Source organism: Burkholderia sp. HI4860, from assembly GCF_002223045.2.
GTDB lineage: Bacteria > Pseudomonadota > Gammaproteobacteria > Burkholderiales > Burkholderiaceae > Burkholderia.
Map to the genome: position 1 here is coordinate 682,511 of NZ_NKFO02000001.1, position 22,776 is coordinate 705,286.

Annotated in this window: 17 protein-coding genes and 1 pseudogene; 11 read left to right on the forward strand and 7 right to left on the reverse strand. The window is 67.1% G+C overall.

All coding sequences use genetic code 11. The features are described 5' to 3' along the window. Positions 1–27 precede the first annotated feature (27 nt). A complete protein-coding gene (locus tag CFB34_RS03065; RefSeq protein ID WP_242808555.1) occupies positions 28–1,446 on the reverse strand; it encodes a TolC family protein in 1,419 nt (472 codons plus the stop codon). Positions 1,447–1,580: 134 nt separating this feature from the next. On the opposite strand from CFB34_RS03065, the gene CFB34_RS03070 reads away from it, so the two are divergent. Both CFB34_RS03070 and CFB34_RS03075 read left to right on the forward strand, forming a co-directional pair. Then, on the forward strand, positions 1,581–2,354 hold the full coding sequence (locus CFB34_RS03070; protein ID WP_089443771.1) for a helix-turn-helix transcriptional regulator: 774 nt from the start codon (positions 1,581–1,583) through the stop codon (positions 2,352–2,354). Positions 2,355–2,467: 113 nt separating this feature from the next. Then, positions 2,468–3,523: a LysR family transcriptional regulator gene (locus CFB34_RS03075; protein ID WP_089443585.1), complete on the forward strand. Its 1,056-nt coding sequence runs from the start codon at positions 2,468–2,470 to the stop codon at positions 3,521–3,523. On the opposite strand, the gene leuA is transcribed toward CFB34_RS03075, so the two are convergent. Continuing rightward, the gene (leuA, locus tag CFB34_RS03080) at positions 3,441–5,150 is read right to left on the reverse strand and encodes a 2-isopropylmalate synthase (protein ID WP_179243759.1); all 1,710 of its coding nucleotides are present in this window, start codon (positions 5,148–5,150) and stop codon (positions 3,441–3,443) included. The two genes, CFB34_RS03075 and leuA, sit on opposite strands and share 83 nt — an antisense overlap. Positions 5,151–6,120: 970 nt before the next feature. Here leuA and CFB34_RS03085 point away from each other — a divergent pair. The 3 genes and pseudogenes from CFB34_RS03085 to CFB34_RS03095 all read left to right on the forward strand — a co-directional run. After that, entirely contained in the window at positions 6,121–6,510 is a 390-nt protein-coding gene (locus CFB34_RS03085; protein WP_043178912.1) for a fucose-binding lectin II, read from the forward strand. 134 nt (positions 6,511–6,644) lie between these two features. Continuing rightward, positions 6,645–7,502, forward strand: coding sequence for a fucose-binding lectin II (locus CFB34_RS03090; RefSeq protein ID WP_089443587.1), 858 nt, complete (start codon positions 6,645–6,647; stop codon positions 7,500–7,502). A gap of 31 nt (positions 7,503–7,533) precedes the next feature. After that, positions 7,534–7,713, forward strand: a pseudogene (locus CFB34_RS03095) (GyrI-like domain-containing protein); the annotation flags it as partial. Between the two features lie 70 nt (positions 7,714–7,783). On the opposite strand, the gene CFB34_RS03100 reads toward CFB34_RS03095, so the two are convergent. Next, positions 7,784–11,086 (reverse strand): autotransporter outer membrane beta-barrel domain-containing protein, encoded by a 3,303-nt coding sequence (locus tag CFB34_RS03100; protein WP_089443588.1) that lies wholly within the window; start codon positions 11,084–11,086, stop codon positions 7,784–7,786. A gap of 478 nt (positions 11,087–11,564) precedes the next feature. After that, entirely contained in the window at positions 11,565–12,929 is a 1,365-nt protein-coding gene (locus tag CFB34_RS03105; RefSeq protein ID WP_089443589.1) for a M23 family metallopeptidase, read from the reverse strand. Between the two features lie 350 nt (positions 12,930–13,279). Here CFB34_RS03105 and CFB34_RS03110 point away from each other — a divergent pair, with 350 nt between their 5' ends. After that, positions 13,280–14,149 (forward strand): mechanosensitive ion channel family protein, encoded by an 870-nt coding sequence (locus tag CFB34_RS03110; RefSeq protein WP_089443590.1) that lies wholly within the window; start codon positions 13,280–13,282, stop codon positions 14,147–14,149. Positions 14,150–14,217: 68 nt separating this feature from the next. Here the strand turns inward: CFB34_RS03110 and CFB34_RS03115 are convergent, their stop codons facing one another. Both CFB34_RS03115 and CFB34_RS03120 read right to left on the reverse strand, forming a co-directional pair. Then, the gene (locus tag CFB34_RS03115) at positions 14,218–15,351 is read right to left on the reverse strand and encodes a branched-chain amino acid ABC transporter substrate-binding protein (RefSeq protein WP_089443591.1); all 1,134 of its coding nucleotides are present in this window, start codon (positions 15,349–15,351) and stop codon (positions 14,218–14,220) included. Between the two features lie 144 nt (positions 15,352–15,495). Beyond that, entirely contained in the window at positions 15,496–16,533 is a 1,038-nt protein-coding gene (locus CFB34_RS03120) for a histone deacetylase family protein (RefSeq protein ID WP_089443592.1), read from the reverse strand. Between the two features lie 115 nt (positions 16,534–16,648). Here CFB34_RS03120 and CFB34_RS03125 point away from each other — a divergent pair, with 115 nt between their 5' ends. From CFB34_RS03125 to dbpA, 5 genes are all read left to right on the forward strand, one after another. Continuing rightward, positions 16,649–17,137: an Lrp/AsnC family transcriptional regulator gene (locus CFB34_RS03125; RefSeq protein WP_039344260.1), complete on the forward strand. Its 489-nt coding sequence runs from the start codon at positions 16,649–16,651 to the stop codon at positions 17,135–17,137. A gap of 69 nt (positions 17,138–17,206) precedes the next feature. Further along, a complete protein-coding gene (locus tag CFB34_RS03130; RefSeq protein ID WP_089443772.1) occupies positions 17,207–17,512 on the forward strand; it encodes a hypothetical protein in 306 nt (101 codons plus the stop codon). Between the two features lie 492 nt (positions 17,513–18,004). Then, positions 18,005–19,666 carry a malate dehydrogenase (quinone) gene (mqo, locus tag CFB34_RS03135; protein ID WP_179243681.1) on the forward strand — a complete coding sequence of 554 codons (1,662 nt, stop codon included), beginning with the start codon at positions 18,005–18,007 and terminating at the stop codon, positions 19,664–19,666. A gap of 277 nt (positions 19,667–19,943) precedes the next feature. Then, positions 19,944–20,141: a hypothetical protein gene (locus CFB34_RS03140; RefSeq protein WP_011356541.1), complete on the forward strand. Its 198-nt coding sequence runs from the start codon at positions 19,944–19,946 to the stop codon at positions 20,139–20,141. After that, positions 20,138–21,535, forward strand: coding sequence for an ATP-dependent RNA helicase DbpA (dbpA, locus tag CFB34_RS03145; protein WP_089443594.1), 1,398 nt, complete (start codon positions 20,138–20,140; stop codon positions 21,533–21,535). The genes CFB34_RS03140 and dbpA overlap by 4 nt, the downstream gene beginning before the upstream one ends. Before the next feature lie 160 nt (positions 21,536–21,695). Here the strand turns inward: dbpA and CFB34_RS03150 are convergent, their stop codons facing one another. Beyond that, entirely contained in the window at positions 21,696–22,520 is an 825-nt protein-coding gene (locus CFB34_RS03150; protein WP_089443595.1) for a PhnD/SsuA/transferrin family substrate-binding protein, read from the reverse strand. Positions 22,521–22,776: the final 256 nt, after the last annotated feature.

Consider the following 22,776-nt stretch of genomic DNA (forward strand, 5'->3'; position numbering starts at 1 on the left):
GGACAGGTGCGCGGCGAACGCGGCCGGCTACGGTTGCCAGCCGCCTCCGAGCGCCTTGAATACGGCGACCTGGTCGAGTGCGACCTGCTGGGTCGACTCGGCCAGCGCCGAATCGACCGCGACGAGGCTGCGCTGCGCATCGAGCACGCCGAGGAAATCGAGTGCACCGGCCTCGTAGTTCAGCTCGGCGAGGCGATAGGCGCGCGCATGTTCGGTGCGCGCGGTTTCGAGCGCGGCGCGGCGGCGCCACGCGGCACCGTACTGCGCGAGCGCCTGCTCGGTTTCCTTCAGCGCGCGAAGCACCTGCGCATCGAATTGCGCACGGGCGAGCGTGTCGTCGGCGCGCGCCTGCGCGAGTCGCGCGCGACTCGCCGCCAGGTTCGGAAAGCGCCACGTGATCAGCGGCCCGACGCCCCATGCGATCGCGTACTTGTCGCCGAGCGTCGACGGATCGCCGCCGGTCGACAACCAGTTCACCGAGCCGCCGAGCGAAATCGACGGATACAGCTCGGCCGTCGCCACGCCGATCCGCGCATTCGCGGCGGCCAGTTGGCGCTCGCGTTCGCGCAGGTCGGGGCGGCGGCGCAGCAGCGACGCGCCATCGCCGACCGGGAACGGCCGTGCGAGCACCGGCGCCGTGCGACAGTGCGCGGCGGCGTCGGGCAACGCACCGGGCGCGCGCCCGGTCAGCACCGCGAGTTCATACAGCGCCGCGCGACGCGAGCCGACGAGCGCCGGCAGATCGGCGCGCGTGTCGTCGGCGAACGCGCGCGAACGCGCCACTTCGAGGTCGGACACGAGCCCGTGCGCGCGCTGCTTCGCCGTCAGCGCGGCCAGCCGGTCCGCGATCCCGACCGACTGTTGGGCCACGTCGATCCGCTCGCCGTACGCGCACACCTGCGCATACGCGGCCGTCGTCTCGGCGGCCACCACGACGCGCATCGCATCGGACGCAGCCTGCACCGCATCGGCATCCGCACGCGCGGCGTCGACCAGATGACGCACGCGGCCCCACAGGTCGACCTCCCACGACAGCGAGAACGACGGCGCGAAGCCCCAGCGCGTACGTGCATCGGTGCCCTTGGCGGCCGCCACGATCTGGTCGGGCGCATGCTTGCCGTAGTCGACGCCAAAACCGGCTGTCGTATCGGGCAATCGCGCGGCGCCCGCTTCGTCGAGCACGGCCCGCGCCCGCGCGACACGTGCCGCGGCCACCGCAAGATCGCGGTTCTGCGCGAGCGCTTCGCGCACGAGTGCGTCGAGCGCCGGATCGTCGAACAGTTGCCACCAGCGATCGGGCAACGCGCCGCCGGATGCGACGGGTGCATCAACCGCCGCGTCGAACGGCGCCGTACGCGCCGCATCGACCGCGGGCGGACGATACGGATCGCCGACCGAGCAGGCGGCAAGCGCGACGGCGCTCAGCAGCGCGGCGGCAACGGACAAACAGAAGGAAACCGGAGGAAAGGACGAGGCGCGCATCGTGCAATGGCAGTCGAACAAACGATGGGCCTATGGCAATTTCGCCCCATTCGGTCGATCTCGCGCGCAAAGCGCATTCGTCGTCGAGAAAAGGACACGTGGATCAATTTTTCAGCGCGCTCGAGCGCAAGGACAAGCACAAGCAGATCGCGGTCGTCGCGTCCGACGCGGCGGCCGGCAGCGCGTATCCGCCTCATTCGCACCAGCATGGCCAGCTGATTCACGCGATTTCCGGCGTGATGCTCGTGCATGCGGATGCCGGCAGCTGGGTCGTGCCGACGGGGCGTGCGGTCTGGGTGCCGGGCGGCACGCAGCACGAGATCCGGATGGCCGGCAACGTGCAGATGCGCACGGTGTTCGTCGCACACGAAGTCCGGCCGAGCCTGCCGCGCGAATGCCGCGTGATCGAGGTCGGCACGTTGCTGCGCGAGCTGATCGTGACCGCGAGCGACCTGCCGGCCGATTACGACCTCGCGCATCGTACGGGCCGTGTGCTCGCGCTGATCCTCGACGAAATCGAGATCGCGCCGCTGCTGTCGCTGCATGTGCCGATGCCGCGCCATCCGGCGCTCGCCGCGCTGTGCACGCGGCTCATCAACGAACCCTCGTCGGTCGTCACGCTGCAGTCGTGGGCGCGCGACGCGCACATGAACGAACGCACGCTCGCGCGCACCTTCAAGCGTGAAACGGGCATGACGCACGGTGCATGGTGCCGCCATGCGCGCCTGCTGCTGAGCCTGCCGCGCCTGGCCGCCGGTACGCCGATCCTCGAACTCGCGCTCGAACACGGCTACGACAGCCCCAGCGCGTTCGCGGCGATGTTCCGCAAGGCACTCGGCGTGCCGCCGAGCGAATATTTCCCGCGGCGCTGAACCGTACTGTCCGTTTCGCGACGATCGCGCGCTGACGGGCGCGCGCGGCGCGTCAGGTCGCCCGCTACAGTAGGCGCATCGCACGACACCGGCGCCACGCGCCCGCCCCGCCGATGGATCTGATTCAAAGCATGCAGGTTTTCGTGACGCTCGCCGACGCGGGGACCTTCACCGAAACCGGCAAGCGGCTCAACCTCACGACCGCGTATGTCAGCCGCACGATCGCGTCGCTCGAAACGCATCTCGGCATCCGGCTGCTGAACCGCACGACGCGCTCGATGTGCCTGACCGAAGCCGGCGAGCGCTATCTGGCGCGCGCACGCGACATCACGCTCGCCGTCGATGCGAGCGAACGCGAAGCACGCGGCGCACGGCTGCATCCGCACGGCCGGCTGCGCGCGCACTGCAGCGCCAGCATCGCGAACCATTTCGTGATTCCGCTCGTCGCGCGCTTCCAGGCGTGCTATCCGGACGTCTGCGTCGACCTGACGCTCGCGCCGCAGTTGCCGGACTTGATCCGCGACAGCTACGACGTCGCGGTGATCGCGATGCCGAGCCTGCCGAACTCCGATCAGGTCGCGATCGACGTCGGGCGGATCGGCAGCGTGCTGTGCGCATCGCCCGCGTATGTCGCGCGTCACGGGATGCCGGACACGCCGCGCGCGCTCGCCCGGCATCGCTGCCTGAAACTGGTCGCGCCCGCATACCCGGTGCGCGAATGGACGCTGACGCGCGGGGCGGATTCGGAAACGGTCGCGTTCGAGCCGGCGATGACGGCCGACGTCGCGGCATCGCTCGAAATCGCGGTACGGGAAGGAGCGGGAATCGGGCTGCTGCCCGAGTTCGTCGCGGACGACGGGCTGCGTTCAGGCGCGCTGGTGCGTGTGCTGCCCGGTTACCGGGCCGAGGATGTGGGTGTGTTTCTGGTGTATCCATCGCGCCAGCATCTCGACGCGAAGACGCGCGCGTGGGTGGATTTCATGAAGGCGGAACTGCGCGCCGCGCTCAACGGCCCGCGCGGCGGCAACCGCGCGGACCGCGACGCGACCGCGCCGGACACCGCCGGCGCGGCCGCCAACCCCTCGCTTACGCGACAGCCTTCACCGCGTGCTGCGCGCCAAAAAACGTCGCCTGCGCCGCTTCGTCCGCGCGCGCATACGCACGGTTGATGCCGCTGATCACCGCGCGGATCGACGCGGTCGTCAGGTTCGCGTCGATGCCGACGCCGAACGCGCTGCCGCGCACGCCCGTGCCGGCCAGCTCCGCGATCGCGATCGCCTTCGCATCGGCGCCCTGCGACAACGCGCGCTCCTCGTAGTGCTGGATCCGCAGCGGCGTACGCAACGCGTGCATCAGCGCATCGAGCGGGCCGTTGCCTTCACCGCGCATCACGCGGCGCTCGCCGTGCAGGTCGGCGGTCAGCACGATCGTCTCGCGGCCGTCGCGCTCGGTCAGCTCATGGCCGACATAACGCAGCGGCGCATCGCCTTCGACGTATTCCTGCTGGAACAGCGACCAGATCTGCGCGCTCGTCACCTCGAGCCCGCTGTCGTCGGTCAGACGCTGCACGGCCGCGCTGAAGTCGACCTGCAGGCGGCGCGGCAGCGCGACGCCATAGCTCTGCTCGAGCAGGTACGCAATACCGCCCTTGCCCGACTGGCTGTTCACGCGAATGATCGAGTCGTACGTGCGGCCGACATCGCTCGGATCGATCGGGAGGTACGGCATTTCCCACACGGCATCGGGGCGCTGCACCGCGAAGCCCTTCTTGATCGCGTCCTGGTGCGAGCCGGAGAACGCGGTGAACACGAGATCGCCGACATACGGATGGCGCGGATGGATCGGCAACTGCGTGCATTCCTCGGCCGTGCGCGCGACTTCATTGATCTGCGAGAAATCGAGGCCCGGATCGACACCCTGCGAGTACAGGTTCAGCGCGAGCGTGACGAGATCGACGTTACCGGTGCGCTCGCCGTTGCCGAACAGGCAGCCCTCGATCCGGTCCGCGCCGGCCATCACCGCAAGTTCGGCCGCCGCGACCGCCGTGCCGCGGTCGTTGTGCGGATGCACGGACACGATCAGCGAATCACGACGCGCGAGGTTACGGTGCATCCATTCGATCTGGTCAGCGTAGAAGTTCGGCGTGCCGACTTCGACGGTGGCCGGCAGGTTCACGATAGCCTTGTGCTCCGGCGTGGGCTGCCACACGTCGAACACGGCGTCGCACACTTCCTTCGCGAAATCGAGCTCGGTCGCCGTGAAGGTTTCCGGGCTGTATTGCAGCGTGAAATGCGTGTCGGTCGCGGCGTCGGCGAAGCGCTTGATGGTGCGCGCGGCGTTTACCGCAAGCGTCTTCACCCCGTCGCGGTCGAGGCCGAACACGATCTTGCGGAATTCCGGCGCGGTCGCGTTGTACAGGTGCACGATCGCGCGCTTCGCGCCGCGCAGCGAGTCGAAGGTGCGCTCGATCAGGTCGTCGCGCGCCTGCGTGAGCACCTCGATCGTCACGTCGTCGGGAATGTGGCCGCCTTCGATCAGCTCGCGCACGAAGTTGAAGTCGGTCTCGGACGCCGACGGGAACGCAACCTCGATCTCCTTAAAGCCGATCGCGACCAGCATCTTGAACATCCGCATCTTGCGCGCGGCGTCCATCGGCTCGAACAGCGACTGGTTGCCGTCGCGCAGGTCGGTGCTCATCCAGATCGGCGCTTGCGTGATCGTGCGCGTCGGCCACATGCGGTTCGGCAGGTTGACGGGCGTGAACGGTCGGTACTTCGTCGCGGGGTTCTTCAGCATCATGATGTTCGGTCCTCGGTCGATTGGTCGGGATCCCGTGGCGCGCTGGCCATCCGTCGGGATGGCAGGCTGCACGCGCAGCGGTAGAAACGGGTGAAAGCGGGTGAAAGCGGCAAGCAAACGGCACAACGGCAAAGCGGTACGGCGAACAACAGCCTTGGCGGTTGAGCGACCGGGACGGAGCGGAGCGATTCGGAAGAAGGACGAACTCAGGCGCCGGTCGACAACCGGGGCCAGGTCGGTGATGCGGGGGAAATCTGGCGCTTCAGGAAAGAAGCAGATGGAAAGCGCGCAGCCGCAGACCCAGCCCGGAGAAACGGGCTAGTAGTCGTAGCGAGAAGAGGGACTGGGCGGCTTGCATGGCCGAAATCAAATCACAGGGCGATGGGGGCTGTCAACGGGCTGGGCGTACATGGCGTGGAATTTGGTCGCTCAGAATCAGTCCTGTCCGATAGGCGGCGCGCCGCCGCGTCGATATGCTTCATGGGTGCGGCGCCGGTGAGGGCCCTGTTCACGTTCGGAGTGAGTTGGTCTACGTACTTCGCCGGTTGCCGCACCCCCTCCTGTTGCAAACAATCGGGTTTCGGTGCGGGCGTTCGGTGGTGGCCGGTGGGCGCGGCCACGACCGAGATGCTGATGTTGAAACCAACGCTGCCATATGCGAACGCCGAGCGTCCGCGCCGAAGCCCGATTGCCACCGCCTCCCCGCCCGCTCCACCTGCGCAACCGCGCATCATTCAGAAAATCGATACGCCCGCCGATTTAGTTTCTCGAATATATCGAAATACCTTCCATTAAACACATTTCATTAAATCGATTAACCGGTATTTTCGATTGACTGAACAATCGCCATTCCCCCGAGAATAATTTTTTATTTATTTTTCGGCATGCTCGGTACGTCGCGTTTCAAACGAAAAACGTTTGTGCGACACAGCTGGAAGCCTTATCCATCATTCCTCAGGAGGAAAGCATGGCCGATTCTCAAACGTCATCCAATCGCGCCGGCGAATTTTCGATTCCGCCGAATACCGATTTCCGCGCGATTTTCTTCGCGAATGCCGCCGAGCAGCAGCACATCAAGCTGTTTATCGGCGACAGCAAGGAACCCGCCGCGTATCACAAGCTGACGACGCGCGACGGCACGCGTGAAGCGACGCTGAATTCCGGCAACGGCAAGATCCGCTTCGAAGTGTCGGTGAACGGCAAGCCGTCGGCCACCGACGCGCGCCTCGCGCCGATCAACGGCAAGAAATCGGACGGCTCGCCGTACACGGTCAACTTCGGGATCGTCGTGTCGGAAGACGGCCACGACAGCGACTACAACGACGGCATCGTCGTGCTCCAGTGGCCGATCGGCTGACCTGACGCGCACCCGACGCGCATCTGGGGCCTCACCCCCGCCGGCCGCCTCCGGGCCGGCCGGCGGTTGCGCGCCGCCTTCAGCGGCGCCGCCCCCTTTTTGCATCGAAACCCGCCCAACCAACGGAGACATCCATGCCCCTCCTTTCGGCTTCGATCGTCAGCGCCCCCGTGGCGACCTCCGAAACCTACGTCGACATCCCGGGCCTGTACATCGACATCGCCAAGGCAGAGATTCGAGACGGGAAACTGCAGGTCATCCTCAACGTGCCGACGCCTTATGCGACCGGCAACAACTTCCCCGGCATCTATTTCGCGATCGCGACCAACAAGGGCGTCGTCGCGGACGGCTGCTTCACCTATTCGTCAAAAGTGCCCGAAGCCACCGGGCGCATGCCGTTCACGCTCGTCGCGACGATCGACGTCGGCACCGGCGTCACGTTCGTGAAGGGCCAGTGGAAAAGCGTGCGCGGCAGCGCGATGCACATCGATTCGTACGCGAGCCTGTCCGCGATCGGCGATACCGCCGCGCAATCGTCGTCGTCCGGCAGCGGAAGCGGCGGCGGTGAAACCGGCGCGGGTGGCAACCCGGGCAACCCGGGCGGCTCGGGTAGCATGGGTAGCGGCACGATCGGCGGCAGCGGCGAGCGCGACGGCACGTTCAACCTGCCGCCGAACATCAAGTTCGGCGTCACCGCGCTCACCAACGCGGCGAACGACCAGACGATCGACATCTACATCGACGACAACCCGAAACCGGCCGCCACGTTCAAGGGCGCCGGCGTGCAGGACCAGAACCTAGGCACCCAGGTGCTCGACTCCGGCAAGGGGCGCGTGCGCGTGATCGTGATGGCGAACGGCAAGCCGTCGCGGCTCGGCTCGCGGCAGGTCGACATTTTCAAGAAGTCGTACTTCGGGATCGTCGGCTCGGAAGACGGCGCCGACGACGACTACAACGACGGCATCGTGTTCCTGAACTGGCCGCTGGGTTAAGCAGCATCACGTAGCAACCCCTCATCGCCACGCCGCCCGGCGTGGCGATGCATTGCACCAGACGTTCTACCGCATCTGGAACGGCTGGCCGCCGACGTCGGGATTCAAGGCGGTCGACGCACCCGAGTTCGAGCGCTACAGCGCTGACTTCGATCCGGTGACGTGCGCCGGCGTGCTGGACATCTGGCTGCCGGTCGAGCCGGCTGCGTAGGCGGTTTGCCCTGATCGGCCGCGACGCCACCCGCCGCAGCCGATCGATCGACCCATCGCCACCGCCGACCTCACCACGCCCACCGCACGCCCGCATTCCCGGTGATCGTGCGCTGGTGCTCGCCGCCGAGGTTCGTCAGGTAGCTGACCGTCGCATACACGCTGCCGCGCTTCGTCAGTTGCGCCACGAGCCCCGCGCCGATCTGCCCGGCCGTCTGCCCGACCTGCGTGCCGATCGTCGTCGAGCCGCCGAAGGTGGTCTTGTCGTCGGCGCCGAACGCGCGCAGCACGTTCACGCGCAGGTACGGCTTCCAGCTCACGCCGTTCGCATCGAACGCATATTGCAGCCGCGCGCCGAGCCGGCCGAGGAACGTGTTGCCGTTGTTCCAGCTCACGCTCGAAACCCCGTCATTGAAGCGGTCGAGCGACAGCCATTGCCACACGAGCTGCGCCTGCGGCTCCAGCGTCAGTCCGTAGCCGAGCGCGATCGGCAACCCGGCTTCGACCGAACCCGTGAACGCGTTGCCGTTCGTCGAACCGTTGACGTTGTCGGTCGAATGCGTGCGAACCGTGAGCGCGCTGCCCATCAGCACCGCATCGGTGTACCAGCCGCCCGGGCCGATGTGCGTCCAGTAGCCGCCGAGGTTGTACGCGTTGACCTGCAGCGAACCGACGCCCATGTCTTGCTGCGTGAGCGCGAAGCCCTTCACGTCGCCCACTGCACGCGAGAACCCGAGGAAGAAGCCGTAGTGGTTGCGATGGCCGCTCGCGGTGGTGTCCGCGTACAGATCCTGACCGACCTGCATCCCCCACACCGTGCCGTCGTACGACGGGGTTACGTCGCCCTTCTGCTTGATGTCGCTGTGGCCACCCCATACGCGTGCCCACGATGCGGGTATCGAACCGTTCTCGGCCAGCAGGCCCTGTTCGCCCTGCCGGTCGTGGAACGTGTCGATCTGCAGCAGCCCGAGCTGGCGTGCGACGGCCGGCGCTTCCGCGTACAGCGGCACTTCGGGGCGATAGACCGGCTCCGGGTTGCCGCCGGTTCCCGCGTTGTCGACCGCGTCGACGATTGATTCCGGCGTGCCCTCGGCCGGCGTGATCGGCGGCTCGGTCGGCGGCGTCGGTTGTCCGGGCTCGACGACCGGCGGCTGCGGTTTCGGAGGCACCGTGTTGCGCAGGTACCAGCTGTCGCCGGTGCCGTGGGCCGCGCCGCCCTTCGCGAGGAAGTACGTGTACGCGCCCGCACTGACCGAGCCGCCCGACAGCGAGAACGCACCGGCGTTCGTCGTCGCGCCGTTGGTGGCCTGCACGACCTGGATGCCGTCGGCCACCGTCTGCGCGCCGGCACCGCCGACGTTCGTCACCTTCAGCGTGCTCGTGCCGCTTGCCGCGCCGCCGCTGACGATCAGCTTGTCCGACGGCGCGCCGTCGCCGGCCAGCGTCGTATTCAACGCGATCGTCGCGTTTTGCCCCACGTAGTTGCCGGCCACGGTCAGCGTGTTGCCCACGCCGCTGCCGCCGAGCTGCACGAGGCCCGCGTTCGTCAGCGTGCCGTTGATCAGCAGGTTGCCGGTCGGCCCGCTCGCGAGGCCCGCAAGCGCGTTCGCGACCGCGATCGTGCCGTTGTTCGTCACGTCGCCCGTCACGCTGCCGTAGCCGCCGAGCGTCGCGCCCGACGCGACCGTCACGAGGCCGCCGCCGGTCAGCGCGGCGAGGCTGTTCGATCCGCCGCCGACCACCAGCGTGCCCGCGTTCACGTTCGTGCCGCCGGCGTAGCCGTCCGCGCCGTTCAGGGTCAGCGTGCCGCTTCCGAGCTTCGTCAGCGAGCCTGCGCCGGAGATGTTCTGCGCGATCGTCGAGTTAAAACCTTGCGTATCGATCGTGCCGTTGTTCGCCGTGATCGCCACTGCGCGGCTCGCTGCAAGGTTGAACGAACTGCCGAGCTGCAGCGTGCCGCCGTTGAAGGTCAGGTTTCCTGACGAAGCGCCGAGCGCGTTGTCTGCAGCGACCGACAGCGTGCCTTGCGTGATCGTCGTGCCGCCGGAATACGTGTTGCCGCCCGCGGCGGAAGGCGCAACCGTCAGCGTGCCCGCGCCGGTTTTTTCCACCGCGCCCGCGCCGCTGATCGTGCCCGTGTACGTGCCGGCGCTGTCCTGCTGGAATCGCACGAGCCCGTTGTCAGTCACCGACAACGGCAGATTCGCCGCATTCGCCTGCAGCGTCGCACCCGCGTTGACCGTGGCCACGACCGACGCCGTCGTCGTGCCGAGCGTGCCCGTCAGGTTCAGCGTGCCGCTCTGCACGAGCGCGGTCGAGAACGTGCCGGTGCCGGCCCATGTCCAGTCCGTGCCGGCCATCGTCAGGCTCTGGAAGTTCGTGAATGCATTCGACGCCGTGCCCGTGCCCTGCAGCGTCACGGTGTTGGTGCCGGCGCCGCCGTTCGCGGTGCCGACGATCTGCGAGCCGGTCTGCAGGATCAGCGTCACGTTGCCGTTGCCACCCTGGATCGCGGTGCCGCCACCGCCCTGGATCAACCCCGCGTTGGTGATCGTCGTCGCGCCATTGGTCGAGCGCACGCCGATCCCGTTGTTGCTGATGATCTTGCCGCCTGCCTGGTTCGTGATCGTCGCGGTAAACGAGCTGCCGAGCGTGTTCGACACGACCGCATCGACGCTGCCGCCGCTCGTCGCGGTGCCGGTCGTCTGGATCGTGCCGCTGTTCACCAGCGTGTCGTTGTTGCCCTGCATGTACACGGCCGGCGCATCGCGGCCGTTCGACGTCAGCGTGCCGCTGTTGGTGATCGTGCCGTTGCCGCCCAGCAGCGACGCTGCGCGCGCGTTGTTGCCCGAGGTCGTCACGGTGCCGGTGTTGACGATCTGGTTGCCCGACGCGCCGGGGTTGCTCTGCCCCCACGCGGCCGTCATCCCGTACGCGTTGTTGCCGGTGGTCGTGATCGAGCCGTTGTTGACGAGCGTGTTGTTGTTGCCGTTCGCGGCCATCCCGTCGTTGTAGGTGCCGGTGGTCGAGATCACGCCGGTTGCAGCATTGGTCAGCGTGTTGCCGTTGTTCACGCCGATCAGCACCGCGCCGCGATTTGCCACGCCCGTGCCGTTGCCGGACATCGACAGGTTGCCGTTGTTGGTAATCGCGCTCTGGGTATCGACGGAGAACGGTGTCGGTGTGGATGTCACGGCATAGCTGCCGGACGCGGTCGAATCGAGGTTGATCGTGACGTTGGTGCTGCCGGTCGCGGCCACGACCGACGGAATCCCGGCGCCGGAGCACGTGACCGTCGTTCCGCTGCCCGGTGGGGTAGCGGGGGTACATGCCGCATAGGCACCCACCGGCATCGCACCGGTGAGAATCGCCATTCCGCCCAAACCCAGGTTCCGCGTCGTTCTTTTCATCGTTCCGCTCGCATTTATTGGTGACGTTATTGCTGCAAATCGGTGCGTGAAACGGGTTATATCACCTGCTTTGAAATAATCGCAAGATCGAAATAGGTGATATCGGAAATCAGCGCGGGATTAATTTCGTATTCGAAAATAACGGAATGGGCTGCGCTGCTGCGTTGCGGCAAACATCACGTCGCCGCAGCGAAGAGCAAGCGGGAAAGTCAGGCGGTTGAATTTGCCGAGTTTCAGGAAAATCCTGACTCGATGAACACGATGACTTGAATCAACCAGCAAATTTGACGCCATTCGGCAATCGATGGGTCGCGTAATGGCGGCATACCCATCCGGCCATGTTGCTTCGCACGATGACCGGCAATTCGGCATGGCCTGCACGCGTATCGACGCGCGCGAGCAACGATACCGCCAGCCACGGCCGGCGGCACCGCGCGAACCGTCAACCGGCGCGCGATCCGGCAAGCTCCGACATCGCCACCGGCTGCGACCACCCGGCCGACGCCAGTCGCGTGCGTGCATCGAATACCACGCGATTGAACGCGACGCGCCGTTCGCCGTTGAGCTTCGCTGCCTTGCCCGCCTGCACCAGCGCGACCGGGTCGACGAGACGGGCATGCCGCCGGATCTCGAAGTGCAGATGCGGCCCCGTGGCCGTACCCGTGCTGCCGACCGCGCCGACACGCTGGCCGCGCGCGACCCGCATGCCGGTTCGCAGCGTCGGCTCGAATGCCGACAGGTGTGCGTAGTACGACGCATAGCCGCCGTCATGACGAATCACCACGTACTTGCCGTAGCCGCGCGGCTCGGTGCCGATGAACGAGACGACGCCGCGCTCCGACGCGTGAACCGCGCGCCCGGCCGGCGCCGCGAGATCGACACCGGAATGCACGTGACGTGCGCCGGTGACCGGATGCACGCGCGTCCCGAAATGCGAGCTGATCCGGTTTGCGCTGACCGGCATCGCAAACCGCGCGCCGGCGAAGGGCATGCCGTCGAGGTCGTAATAGGCGCCCGGCGAGCCGGCATCGGGCGCAAACCACACGGCCGCGACGTGCTGGCTGTGCAAGCGAAGCTCGAGCGCCGTCACGCGCACGCCGCCCGGCAGTTTGGCCTCACTGTCCGGTTCGTAGGCGACGCGGAACGTGTCGCCAAGCGCACCGTGCTGTTTCAGGTCGATGCGACCGGCGAGCAGGCGGGTGATCTGCGCGGCGACGCCGGCCGGCAGATCGGCGCGCGCCAGCGACGCCTGCAGGCTGCCGACGATCGCGCCGGCCCGCGCGCCACGCACGGCTTGCTCGAACATGAACGGCTCGGCGCCGGCGAGATCGACGGGGCGCCGTTCGAATGCGGCGGACTCGCCCGTCGCGGGCAACGCCGACGCAAGACCGTAATCGAACCGCGACGCGTACGCGCGTTCGACCGCGCCGCGCGCCGCGTCGCACAGCACGCGGTAAGCCACGCAGGCACCGAAGCGCGCCACGGGGTCGTCGCGTTCGCCGGCCGTCGGCGCGGTCGACGCATGCGACGTGTAGGCAACGACGAGCGGCGCGGCCGTCGATGCATGCAAGCCGCCCCACGTCGTGCGCGCGGCATTGAAAAAAGGCACGTCGACAAGGTCGGCCATCACGGGCGAGAACGGCGCGGCGTCGTGCGACGCATCTGCCACCGCACCCGGTGCGCCGGCCACACAGGCCGCCGCGATGACACCGCGCAGCAGCGCGCGGCGCATCGGGAAACCTTGAACGCCGCGCTGTGCGGGTTGACCTTGTTCGCGTGCGAGACGGAAACGCAGGTCTAACCGCATGACGTCGTCACTCGCTGTCTGTCAATGAATCAGTGAAAAATCGGGAAAGAACCGGGTACCGCGGAGGAACGATCGTCGCGACCCGGCAACGTGAAAACGAGTGTATCGGCGCGATCGAATCGGCTGAATAGGACTAGTCTCATTTGAATGAAAAGCCCGTTAGTACAAAACCGAAATCTCAATTTCACGGCCGGGCAGCACGGCCATGCGGCATTCGACCCCACTCATTCGCGCGAACCATCGTCCCCCGTGTACGGTCGAACGCTGCCCGGCGCGTGAGCGCGAGCCTGCCCGATGACGGCCAGCGCGCCACGCGTCACGCATCGTTTCTTCAACCCGGAATCCCGTTAATGTTTCTCGATCAACTACATCCGGAACGCTGGACGTTCCTGTGGAACGCGCTGTCCACGCTCTCCCTCAAGCTCTGCGCCGGCCTGGCGCTGCTCGTCGCCGGCTGGTGGCTGTCGAAACGCATCGGCAACTGGTTGAACCGCCTGCTCTCGAACAAGGAGCGCGTCGACGACACGCTGCGGCCGATCCTCTGCGACGTCGCCGTGTGGGGCATCCGCATCGTCGCGATCGTCGGCGCGCTGTCGCAGCTCGGCATCGAAACCGCGAGCATCGTGGCGGTGCTCGGCGCGGCCGGCCTCGCGATCGGGCTCGCGCTGCAGGGCACGATGCAGAACATCGCGGCCGGCATCATGCTTTTGCTGCTGCGGCCGTTCAAGGTGGGCGACTATATCGACGGCGGCACGGGCGTCGCGGGCACCGTCGACGAGGTCGGACTCTTCATGACGCGGCTGACGAAGCCCGACGGCATCTGCGAATACGTGCCGAACAGCGCGCTGTGGGGCAGCTCGATCCGCAACTACACGCGCAACCCGACGCGCCGCCTCGATCTCGAAGTGGAAGTGTCGGTGCATGACGATATCGATCGCGCGCTCGACGCGCTGCGCAAGCTGGCGCTCGCCGACCCCGACGTGCTACAGGATCCGGAGCCGAACGTGATGGTGATGCGCTTCGACGACAGCACCGCGATCGCGAACGTTCGCGTGTGGACGCACACCGACAAGTTCTGGGACATGCGCTGGCGTCTGGCGCGGCAGGTGCGCAAGACGCTCGCCGACGCGAACTGCGCGTTGCCGATCCGCACGCGCGAGCTGCACATCGTGCATGACGCGGCGCGTCGCGCCGAACGCGCGCAAACGCACGCGCTGTAAACGGCGAAGGCCGCGAAGCACCGCCTGCTTCGCGGCCTTCGCGACGTCAACGCAACGTCACCGCCCCATTACATCTTCACGATATCGAGCAGCGCCTTCTTGCCGCTCCTGTACGTGAACACCGAGATCGCGCCGTGCTTCAGGTCGCCCTGCGGCGTGAAACTCGTCTCGCCGATCACGCCCTGGTAGTCGGTCGCGGGCATCGCAGCCAGCACCTTCGCCGGATCGGTCGAGTTCGCGCGCTTCATCGCGTCGACGATGATGTACACGGCGTCGTACGAGAACGGCGCATACACCTGCATCGGCTGGTGGTAACGCGCTTCGTAGCGTTTCGCGAACGCCGCGCCGCCCGGCATCTTCTCGAGCGCGATGCCGGCCTCGGAGCACACGACGTTGTCGGACGCCGGGCCCGCGAGCTTCGGCAGGTCGGTCGAGCACACGCCGTCGCCGGCGAGGAGCTTCGCGCGCATGCCGAGCTGACGCGCCTGCTTCGCGAGCGGCCCGCCCGTCGCGTCCATGCCGCCGTACATGATCGCGTCCGGGTTCGCGCCCTTGATCTTCGTGAGGATCGCGCGGAAGTCGATCGCCTTGTCGTTGGTCGCGTCGCGCGACACGACCTTCATCCCGGCGGCCTTCGCGGCCTTCTCGAACTCGGTCGCGAGGCCCTGGCCATATGCGGTCGAATCGTCGACCACGGCCACCGTCTTGATGCCCAGGTTCTTCGCCGCATACATCGCGAGCGCCGGCCCCTGCTGCGCGTCGGTCGCCACCACGCGATAGGTCGTCTTGAAGCCCTGCTGCGTGTAGGTCGGGTTGGTGGCGGCCTGCGAGATCTGCACGACGCCGCCGTCGCGATACACACGCGACGCCGGAATCGACGTGCCCGAGTTGTGATGGCCGACGACGCCGACGACCTTGTCGTCGACGAGCCGCTGCGCAACCTGTGTCGCGGTGCGCGGATCTCCCGCGTCGTCCTGCGCGTCGAGCTGCAACGTGATCTTCTTGCCGCCGATCGTCAGGCCCTTCGCATTGATTTCCTCGACCGCGAGGCGCGCACCGTTCTCGCTGTCCTTGCCGAGGTGCGCGATCGCGCCGGTCAGCGGCGCGACGTGCCCGATGCGCACCACCTCGTCCGCGTGTGCGGACAGCGCGCACGTGAGCGCCGCCGCTGCCGCGAATACCGTCATGGAATGTCGATGCATGTCTGTCTCCTGGTCAGTCTTGTGGGCCCCGTTCAACGCGGGACGTGTTGTGGTTCGGATGACGAATCGGTTTCGGTCAGTGATGCAGCGTGTCCTGCCCTGCCGGTCACATCCCCGTCGGCGGCACGGCTGCGGCGCCGCGCGTTACGCGCGCCCTTCGAATCCCAGCAGCACGTTGACCGCGTTGATGCCGATCTCGTCGACCATGTAGCCGCCTTCCATCACGAACAGCGTCGGCACGTTCAGGCGCACGAGCGCCGCGCCGATGCGCAGGTAGTCGGGCGAGCGCAGCCGGAAATGGCTGATCGGGTCGTGCTCGAAGGTATCGACGCCGAGCGACACGACGAGCGCGTCGGGCGCATGCGCGGCGATCGCGGTGGCCGCCTGATCAAGCGCCGCCGAATAGGTGTCCCACAGCGTGCCCTTCGGCAGCGGCAGGTTCAGGTTGAACCCTTCGCCCGCGCCGATGCCGCGCTCGTCCGCATAGCCGGAGAAGTACGGGTACGACACCGGCGGCTCGCCGTGGATCGACGCGAACAGCACGTCCGCGCGGTCGTAGAAGATGTCCTGCGTGCCGTTGCCGTGATGGAAATCGACGTCGAGCACCGCGACGCGCGCGGCGCCCTGCGCGACGAAGTGCTGCGCCGCGATCGCCGCATTGTTCAGGTAGCAATAACCGCCCATGTACTCGCGGCCCGCGTGATGGCCGGGTGGGCGGCACAGCGCGAACGCCGCGCGCGCCGCGCCGCTCGACAGCAGGTCGGCGCCGGTGAGCGCCGAGTTCGCGCTCGCGCTCACGGCATCCCACGTACCGGCGTTGATCGGCGCGCCGGCGTCCATCGCGTAGAAGCCGAGCTTGCCGTCGATGAACGCGGGCGGCGTCGCGGCCGCCGGCATCGCGCGCACCGGCCACACGAGCGGCAGCGCCTGGCAGGTGCGGCCCGTCGCGGCCCACTCGTCCCACGCGCCGGCGAGGAAATCGACGTAGCGGGCGCTGTGCGCGGCCGCGTAGTGGGCGCGATCGAACGGCTTCGGCGCGATCACGTCGCCGAGGCCGGCGGCACGCACCTGCGCAAGCACGGTTTCGGCGCGAAGGGGGTTTTCGAACGAATCGGTGATCGCGCCGTCCTTCAGTTCGACGCCGCGATGCAGGTGGTGATCGCTGCTGTAGACCGTGAGCATGGTTGACCGTTGCAGTGAGGGTGGCAACAGTTTATTGATGGCAACCGGCAATAGCTTTGCTTTCGACCCGCGCGTTTCGTACAATTTTGAGAAAACCGCCTACGGATGCCCGGAAATGAGCAAAAATCGCGCTTCGGTCGAACTGGATGGCGTCGACCGCGCCATGCTGCGCCTGCTGCAGGACGACGGCGCGCTGTCGAACGCGACGCTGGGCGAGAAGCTGTCGCTGAGCGTTACGCCCTGCTGGCGCCGCCGCAAGCGGCTCGAGGACGAAGGCGTGATCACCGGCTACCAGGCGAACCTCGACCGGCGCGCGCTCGGCATGAACGTGTTCGCGTTCGTGCAGGTGACGTTCAACATGCATTCCGGCCAGGATTCCGATCACTTCGAGGACGTGATGCGGCGTCACGACGAAGTGACGTCCTGCCACAAGATCACCGGCGCGGCCGACTACATCCTGCAGGTCGTCGCGGCCGATCTCGACGCATATGCGGAGTTCGTCGAGCGCGTGCTGCGCAAACAGGCCGGCGTATCGTCGATCCAGTCGAGCCTCGCGTTGCGCGAAGTGAAGTTCTCGTCGCGCGTGCCGGTACCGGGCGACTGACCGTTCATGCTGTTCCGCGCCCGTGCCCGGGCATCCGTTGTCGATCGTCATCCCATGGAGCGCTACCTGATGAAACGTCTTCTTCCGTCTGCTTCGCTGTCCGCCGCGATGGCCTGCGCGCTCGCGTTGAGCGCCTGTGCGGCGCAATCCACCGTGCCGGCCGCCGCGTCGGCACCGGCCGAGGCTGCCGCGCCGCCCGCGCCGCCGATGCCCGGCAGCGATCGCGATCCGCACGGCTGCATCCCGTCGGCCGGCTATTCGTGGTGCGAACAAACGCAGCAATGCGAACGCCCGTGGGAACTCGCGAAGCAGAAGGGCTTCGCGAATTCGGCGCTGGCGTACGAGCAGTTCTGCCGGAACAACTTCGCGAAGTGACGCAACAGGGCATGACGTGATCGGGACGCGGTGCAACGCCGCGCCCGACACCCCCGATCCCGCGCAGTCATCCCCAGCTTTCCCGCTTTCCGCGACCTTCATTCCGGAAACCCGGACACACAAAAAACCCCACAAAAACAACGGCTTTTTTCGTTTGTGACACAGCAAACGAGTTCGGTTACATTACGCGCCCCTTGCCACCCCGCCTCCGCAAAACGCGTCGCGCGCGGCCGCTTGCCACGCAGCCTGAAGCGTCTTCCGCTCAGGCTTGCCGCAAGGGCCCGGGCGCGTTGTGCGCCACTGTGACGCAGGCGCTTGCCTGCCCGCAGGCAGCCGATCCGAAGGTGTCCTTCCCGACGGCTTCGCGTGCGCAAATGCAACGGCGTACGGCGTCGATCCGGAATTCCGGATTCGCGTGTCCGGATCTCCGGATCCGCGTTTCACCGCGATCGACGCACGCGCCGGGCGGCTTGGCAAACCGATGCATCCAAGTTGAAAAAGGGATCTGCTGTGATCAAAACGTTACGGGTAATACTGTCGGCGCTCGCGCTGTGCGTCGCGACATCGTCCGCGCATGCCGCCGATACGAAGAAGGTCGACGTCCTGCTGGTGGGCGGCGGCATCATGAGCTCGACGCTCGGCGTCTGGCTGCACGAGCTTCAACCTGACTGGTCGATGACGATGGTCGAGCGCCTCGACGGCGTCGCGCTGGAAAGCTCGAACGGCTGGAACAACGCCGGCACCGGCCACTCGGCGCTTGCCGAGCTGAACTACACGCCGGAGAAGGCGGACGGCAAGATCGACATCTCGAAGGCGATCGAGATCAACGAGTCGTTCCAGATCTCGCGCCAGTTCTGGGCGTGGCAGGTCAAGCAGGGCGTGCTGAAGAACCCGCACTCGTTCATCAACTCGACGCCGCACATGAGCTTCGTGTGGGGCGACGACAACGTCCGCTTCCTGAAGAAGCGCTACGAAGCGCTGCAGGCGAGCCCGCTGTTCCGCGGCATGCAGTACTCGGAAGACTACGACCAGATCAAGCAATGGGTGCCGCTGATGATGGAAGGCCGCGACCGCAACCAGAAGGTCGCGGCGACGTGGACGCCGATCGGCACCGACGTGAACTTCGGCGAGATCACGCGCCAGTTCGTCGGCTACCTGAAGACGCAGCCGAACTTCACGCTGTCGCTGTCGAGCGAAGTGCGCGAGATCTCGCGCAATGCCGACGGCACGTGGCACGTGAGCTGGGTCAAGCTGCACTCGGATGAACCGGCGCAGTCGGTCGACGCGAAGTTCGTGTTCATCGGCGCGGGCGGCGGTGCGCTGCACCTGCTGCAGGCATCGGGCATCCCCGAGGCGAAGGACTACGGCGCGTTCCCGGTCGGCGGCTCGTTCCTCGTGACGGACAACCCCGACGTCGTGAAGCAGCATCTGGCGAAGGCCTACGGCAAGGCGTCGGTCGGCTCGCCGCCGATGTCGGTGCCGCACCTCGACACGCGGATCATCGACGGCAAGAAGATCATCCTGTTCGGGCCGTTCGCGACGTTCTCGACCAAGTTCCTGAAGAACGGTTCGTACTTCGACCTGCTCAAGAGCACCAACACGCACAACGTCGCGCCGATGATGCGCGTGGGTGTGGACGAATTCCCGCTGGTCCAGTACCTCGCCGGCCAGCTGATGCTGTCCGACGACGACCGCTTCAACGCGCTGAAGGAATACTTCCCGAACGCGAAGAAGGAAGACTGGCGCCTATGGCAAGCCGGCCAGCGCGTGCAGATCATCAAGCGCGACCCGGTCAAGGGCGGCGTGCTGAAGCTCGGCACCGAGATCGTCAGCTCGCAGGACGGCAGCATCGCGGGCCTGCTCGGCGCATCGCCGGGCGCGTCGACGGCCGCGCCGATCATGCTGAACCTGATGAAGAAGGTGTTCAAGGACAAGGTCGCATCGCCCGAGTGGCAGCAGAAGATCCGCCAGATCGTGCCGAGCTACGGCACGAAGCTGAACGACAGCCCGGCGAAGGTCGTCGAGGAATGGACGACCACCAGCGACGTGCTGCAACTCTCGCCGCCGCCGAAGATCGACGTCAGCACGCCGTCGCAGGCCACCGGCACCGCGCCGGCCCGCCCGGCGAAGGCGGCGGCCGACATGGCGCTGTAACGCACCGAGCGCCGCGCGACACCGTCGCGCCGCACGACACGGCCGCCCTCCGGGGCGGCCGTTTTTCTTGGCGGGTCGCGGGCGAAACCGCCCGGCCGGCCGCCCGCTTCCGCTAGAATTGCGGCACGCGCGACCCTGTCGCCGCCCGATCCATCATCCGCATCGACGCAATCCAAGCGACGCCCGGTGCGGCCCGCGCCCAAGCCGCGCGAGCGCCGCCCGCCGTTGCCGCGCCCGCCCGGGCGCGCCATCAACCGAATTCAGCTGGAGAAAGACCGTGTTTACCTGCCGAAACCAGAGCTGCGGCACGCCGTGGGAGCAGTCCGACGTCGTCATCAAGGACGAAGGCCAGGGGCTGCTGTTCCGCTGCCCGCTGTGCGGCGCGCGCAACTACCTCGAACGCTTCGAAGACGACGAAGGCAAGGTCGTCTACGAGCAGATGGAAGGCCGTCCTTACCTCGGAGACCTGGAATGACCCAGCCGACCGCCACGCCGTTCAGCGCGCTGTCGTTGACGCCCGCCACGCTCGCCAATCTCGCGCAGCTCGGCTACGTCGACATGACGCCGATCCAGGCCGCGAGCCTGCCGGTCGCACTGGCCGGCCAGGACCTGATCGCGCAGGCGAAGACGGGCAGCGGCAAGACCGCCGCGTTCTCGCTCGCGCTGCTGGCGCGCCTCGATGCGCGCCGCTTCGACGTGCAGGCGATGATCCTGTGCCCGACGCGTGAACTCGCCGACCAGGTCGCGCAGGAAGTGCGCCGCCTCGCGCGCGCCGAAGAGAACGTGAAGGTGCTGACGCTGTGCGGCGGCACGCCGATGCGCCCGCAGGCGCAGAGCCTCGAGCACGGCGCGCATATCGTCGTCGGCACGCCGGGCCGCATCATGGATCACCTCGATCGCGGCAACCTGAAGCTCGACGCGCTGAACACGCTGGTGCTCGACGAAGCCGACCGGATGCTCGACATGGGCTTCTTCGACGACATCGCGAAGGTCGCGCGGATGTGCCCGACCACGCGCCAGACGCTGCTGTTCTCCGCGACCTATCCGGACGGCATCGCGAAGCTGAGCCAGCAGTTCCTGCGCAACCCGAAGGAAATCAAGCTCGAAGAGCGCCACGACAACAGCAAGATCCGCCAGCGCTTCTATGAAGTGACGGAGGACGAGCGGCTGCATGCGGTGGGCCAGTTGCTGAACCACTACCGGCCGGTGAGCACGATCGCGTTCTGCAACACGAAGCAGCAGTGCCGCGACCTGCTCGACGTGCTGCACGCGCAGGGCTTCCACGCGCTCGCGCTGCACGGCGAGCTCGACCAGCGCGAGCGCGACCAGGTGCTGATCCAGTTCGCGAACCGCAGTTGCTCGGTGCTGGTGGCCACCGACGTCGCCGCGCGCGGGCTCGACATCGCGCAGCTCGAGGCGGTAATCAACGTCGATGTGACGCCCGACCCCGAAGTGCACGTGCACCGGATCGGCCGCACGGGCCGCGCGGATCAGGACGGCTGGGCGCTGAGCCTCGCGAGCATGGACGAGATGGGTCGCGTCGGTGCGATCGAGCAGGCGCAGAAGCGCGACGTCGAATGGCATCCGCTCGCGGAACTGACGCCGGCCGGCGACGGCGTGCTGACGCCGCCGATGGAAACGCTGCAGATCCTCGGCGGGCGCAAGGACAAGATCCGCCCGGGCGACGTGCTCGGCGCGCTGACCGGCGACGCCGGGTTCGACGGCAAGCAGATCGGCAAGATCAACGTGACCGAGTTCTCGACCTATGTCGCGCTCGAGCGCGGTGTGGCGCGCGACGCGCTGCGCAAGCTCAATGCCGGGAAGATCAAGGGCAAGCGGGTCAAGGTCCGGTTGATGGACGAAGAATAATCGGTAACGTGGAGGCGTCGCGGCGGCATCGCCGCGCCGTGGCGCCTACGCCGAACCTGAATCTGCCCCTGACCTTGCATCGCCCCGGGCAACCTGCGGTCGTTGCCCCGCTTTCGGCAATCGGCCGCCGCCCCGTCAAGCCGCCCTCATCGCCTGCTTGCTATGCGAGCGCCGGATATCCCTGCGCAGCAGCCTCCTGCTCGAACCGCGCAATCGCCTCGTAGTCATCCGGCGACAGTCGTTCGAATCCTTTCAGCCGCAGCACGCGCGCCCGCTCCGCATCGGTCGCCACCGCGCGGTCGAGCGCATCTCGCAAAGCAGCGACCTGTGTATCTTCGAGTGCGCGCGATGCGATGAACGGCAATCCCGGCGCAGCGGCCGTCATCCCGATGATCCGGATGTCCTGCAGCAGATCGGGCAACGCGTCGCGCACATACGCGAACGTCACGCAATCGATCGCCGCGCAATCGGCTTCCTCCGACGCCAGCGCACGCAGCACGTTCAGATGCGAGCCGAGCGCGGCAACCGATCCGAAGAATCGTCCGTCGCGTGCATGCGGCGCGACCGCATGCCGGAGCGCGTTCATCCCGCTGTGCGAATCCCGGCCGTTGAATGCGGCCCGCAGCCCGCGGCATGCGGCGAGCGTCGTCGCGCCGCCCGCATGCGCACGAGCCGACACGACCAGCACACTGCTGTAGTGCGCGCCGTGGCAACCCTGCGCATCGAACACGGGGGTTGCAATCAGTCGCACGACATCGCGCAGGCCCAGCATCCGGTACGGGTAGCCGCACGTCTGCGACAGCAGCAGGTCGTCGCGCCGCCACAGCGCGTGCAGGTCGGCGAAGGGTTCGTCGGGAAGCGTGACATCGGCAGGCCCGCCCGCGTTCGCGAACGCATCGAGCGTGTCGCGCAGCAGGGCGCGCCACAACGCGTCGTGGCGCGGCGTCACGTTGTACATCGGCAGTACTGCGATCCATGGGTTCATGCGGGCATTCTACGCATCGCCGCTCACGCAGCGGAACCCGGTTCGATCTCGGTAAAACGGGGGCTGATCCACGCGCCGCGCGCCTGAAGCTTATCGGCCGCGCGGCGATAAGCAAATGCGAATCGATTGGTTGGCCGCGCGGCGCGATCCCGGTACCGTCCTGATGCCTGCCCGAGCATCGCCATTGCACGTGATAACGGACAGGCCGACCGTGATCCGCGAGACACCTGCGCACCCGGGCCGAGCGCACCGGTTC

What these genes read in the sequence shown, in the direction of transcription:
- CFB34_RS03075 (WP_089443585.1), top strand. Translation starts at nt 2,468, where the DNA reads ATGGATCTGATTCAAAGCATGCAGGTTTTCGTGACGCTCGCCGACGCG.
- leuA (WP_179243759.1), bottom strand. Translation starts at nt 5,150, where the DNA reads ATGCTGAAGAACCCCGCGACGAAGTACCGACCGTTCACGCCCGTCAAC.
- CFB34_RS03085 (WP_043178912.1), top strand. Translation starts at nt 6,121, where the DNA reads ATGGCCGATTCTCAAACGTCATCCAATCGCGCCGGCGAATTTTCGATT.
- CFB34_RS03090 (WP_089443587.1), top strand. Translation starts at nt 6,645, where the DNA reads ATGCCCCTCCTTTCGGCTTCGATCGTCAGCGCCCCCGTGGCGACCTCC.
- CFB34_RS03100 (WP_089443588.1), bottom strand. Translation starts at nt 11,086, where the DNA reads ATGGCGATTCTCACCGGTGCGATGCCGGTGGGTGCCTATGCGGCATGT.
- CFB34_RS03105 (WP_089443589.1), bottom strand. Translation starts at nt 12,929, where the DNA reads ATGCGGTTAGACCTGCGTTTCCGTCTCGCACGCGAACAAGGTCAACCC.
- CFB34_RS03110 (WP_089443590.1), top strand. Translation starts at nt 13,280, where the DNA reads ATGTTTCTCGATCAACTACATCCGGAACGCTGGACGTTCCTGTGGAAC.
- CFB34_RS03115 (WP_089443591.1), bottom strand. Translation starts at nt 15,351, where the DNA reads ATGCATCGACATTCCATGACGGTATTCGCGGCAGCGGCGGCGCTCACG.
- CFB34_RS03120 (WP_089443592.1), bottom strand. Translation starts at nt 16,533, where the DNA reads ATGCTCACGGTCTACAGCAGCGATCACCACCTGCATCGCGGCGTCGAA.
- CFB34_RS03125 (WP_039344260.1), top strand. Translation starts at nt 16,649, where the DNA reads ATGAGCAAAAATCGCGCTTCGGTCGAACTGGATGGCGTCGACCGCGCC.
- CFB34_RS03130 (WP_089443772.1), top strand. Translation starts at nt 17,207, where the DNA reads ATGAAACGTCTTCTTCCGTCTGCTTCGCTGTCCGCCGCGATGGCCTGC.
- dbpA (WP_089443594.1), top strand. Translation starts at nt 20,138, where the DNA reads ATGACCCAGCCGACCGCCACGCCGTTCAGCGCGCTGTCGTTGACGCCC.
- CFB34_RS03150 (WP_089443595.1), bottom strand. Translation starts at nt 22,520, where the DNA reads ATGAACCCATGGATCGCAGTACTGCCGATGTACAACGTGACGCCGCGC.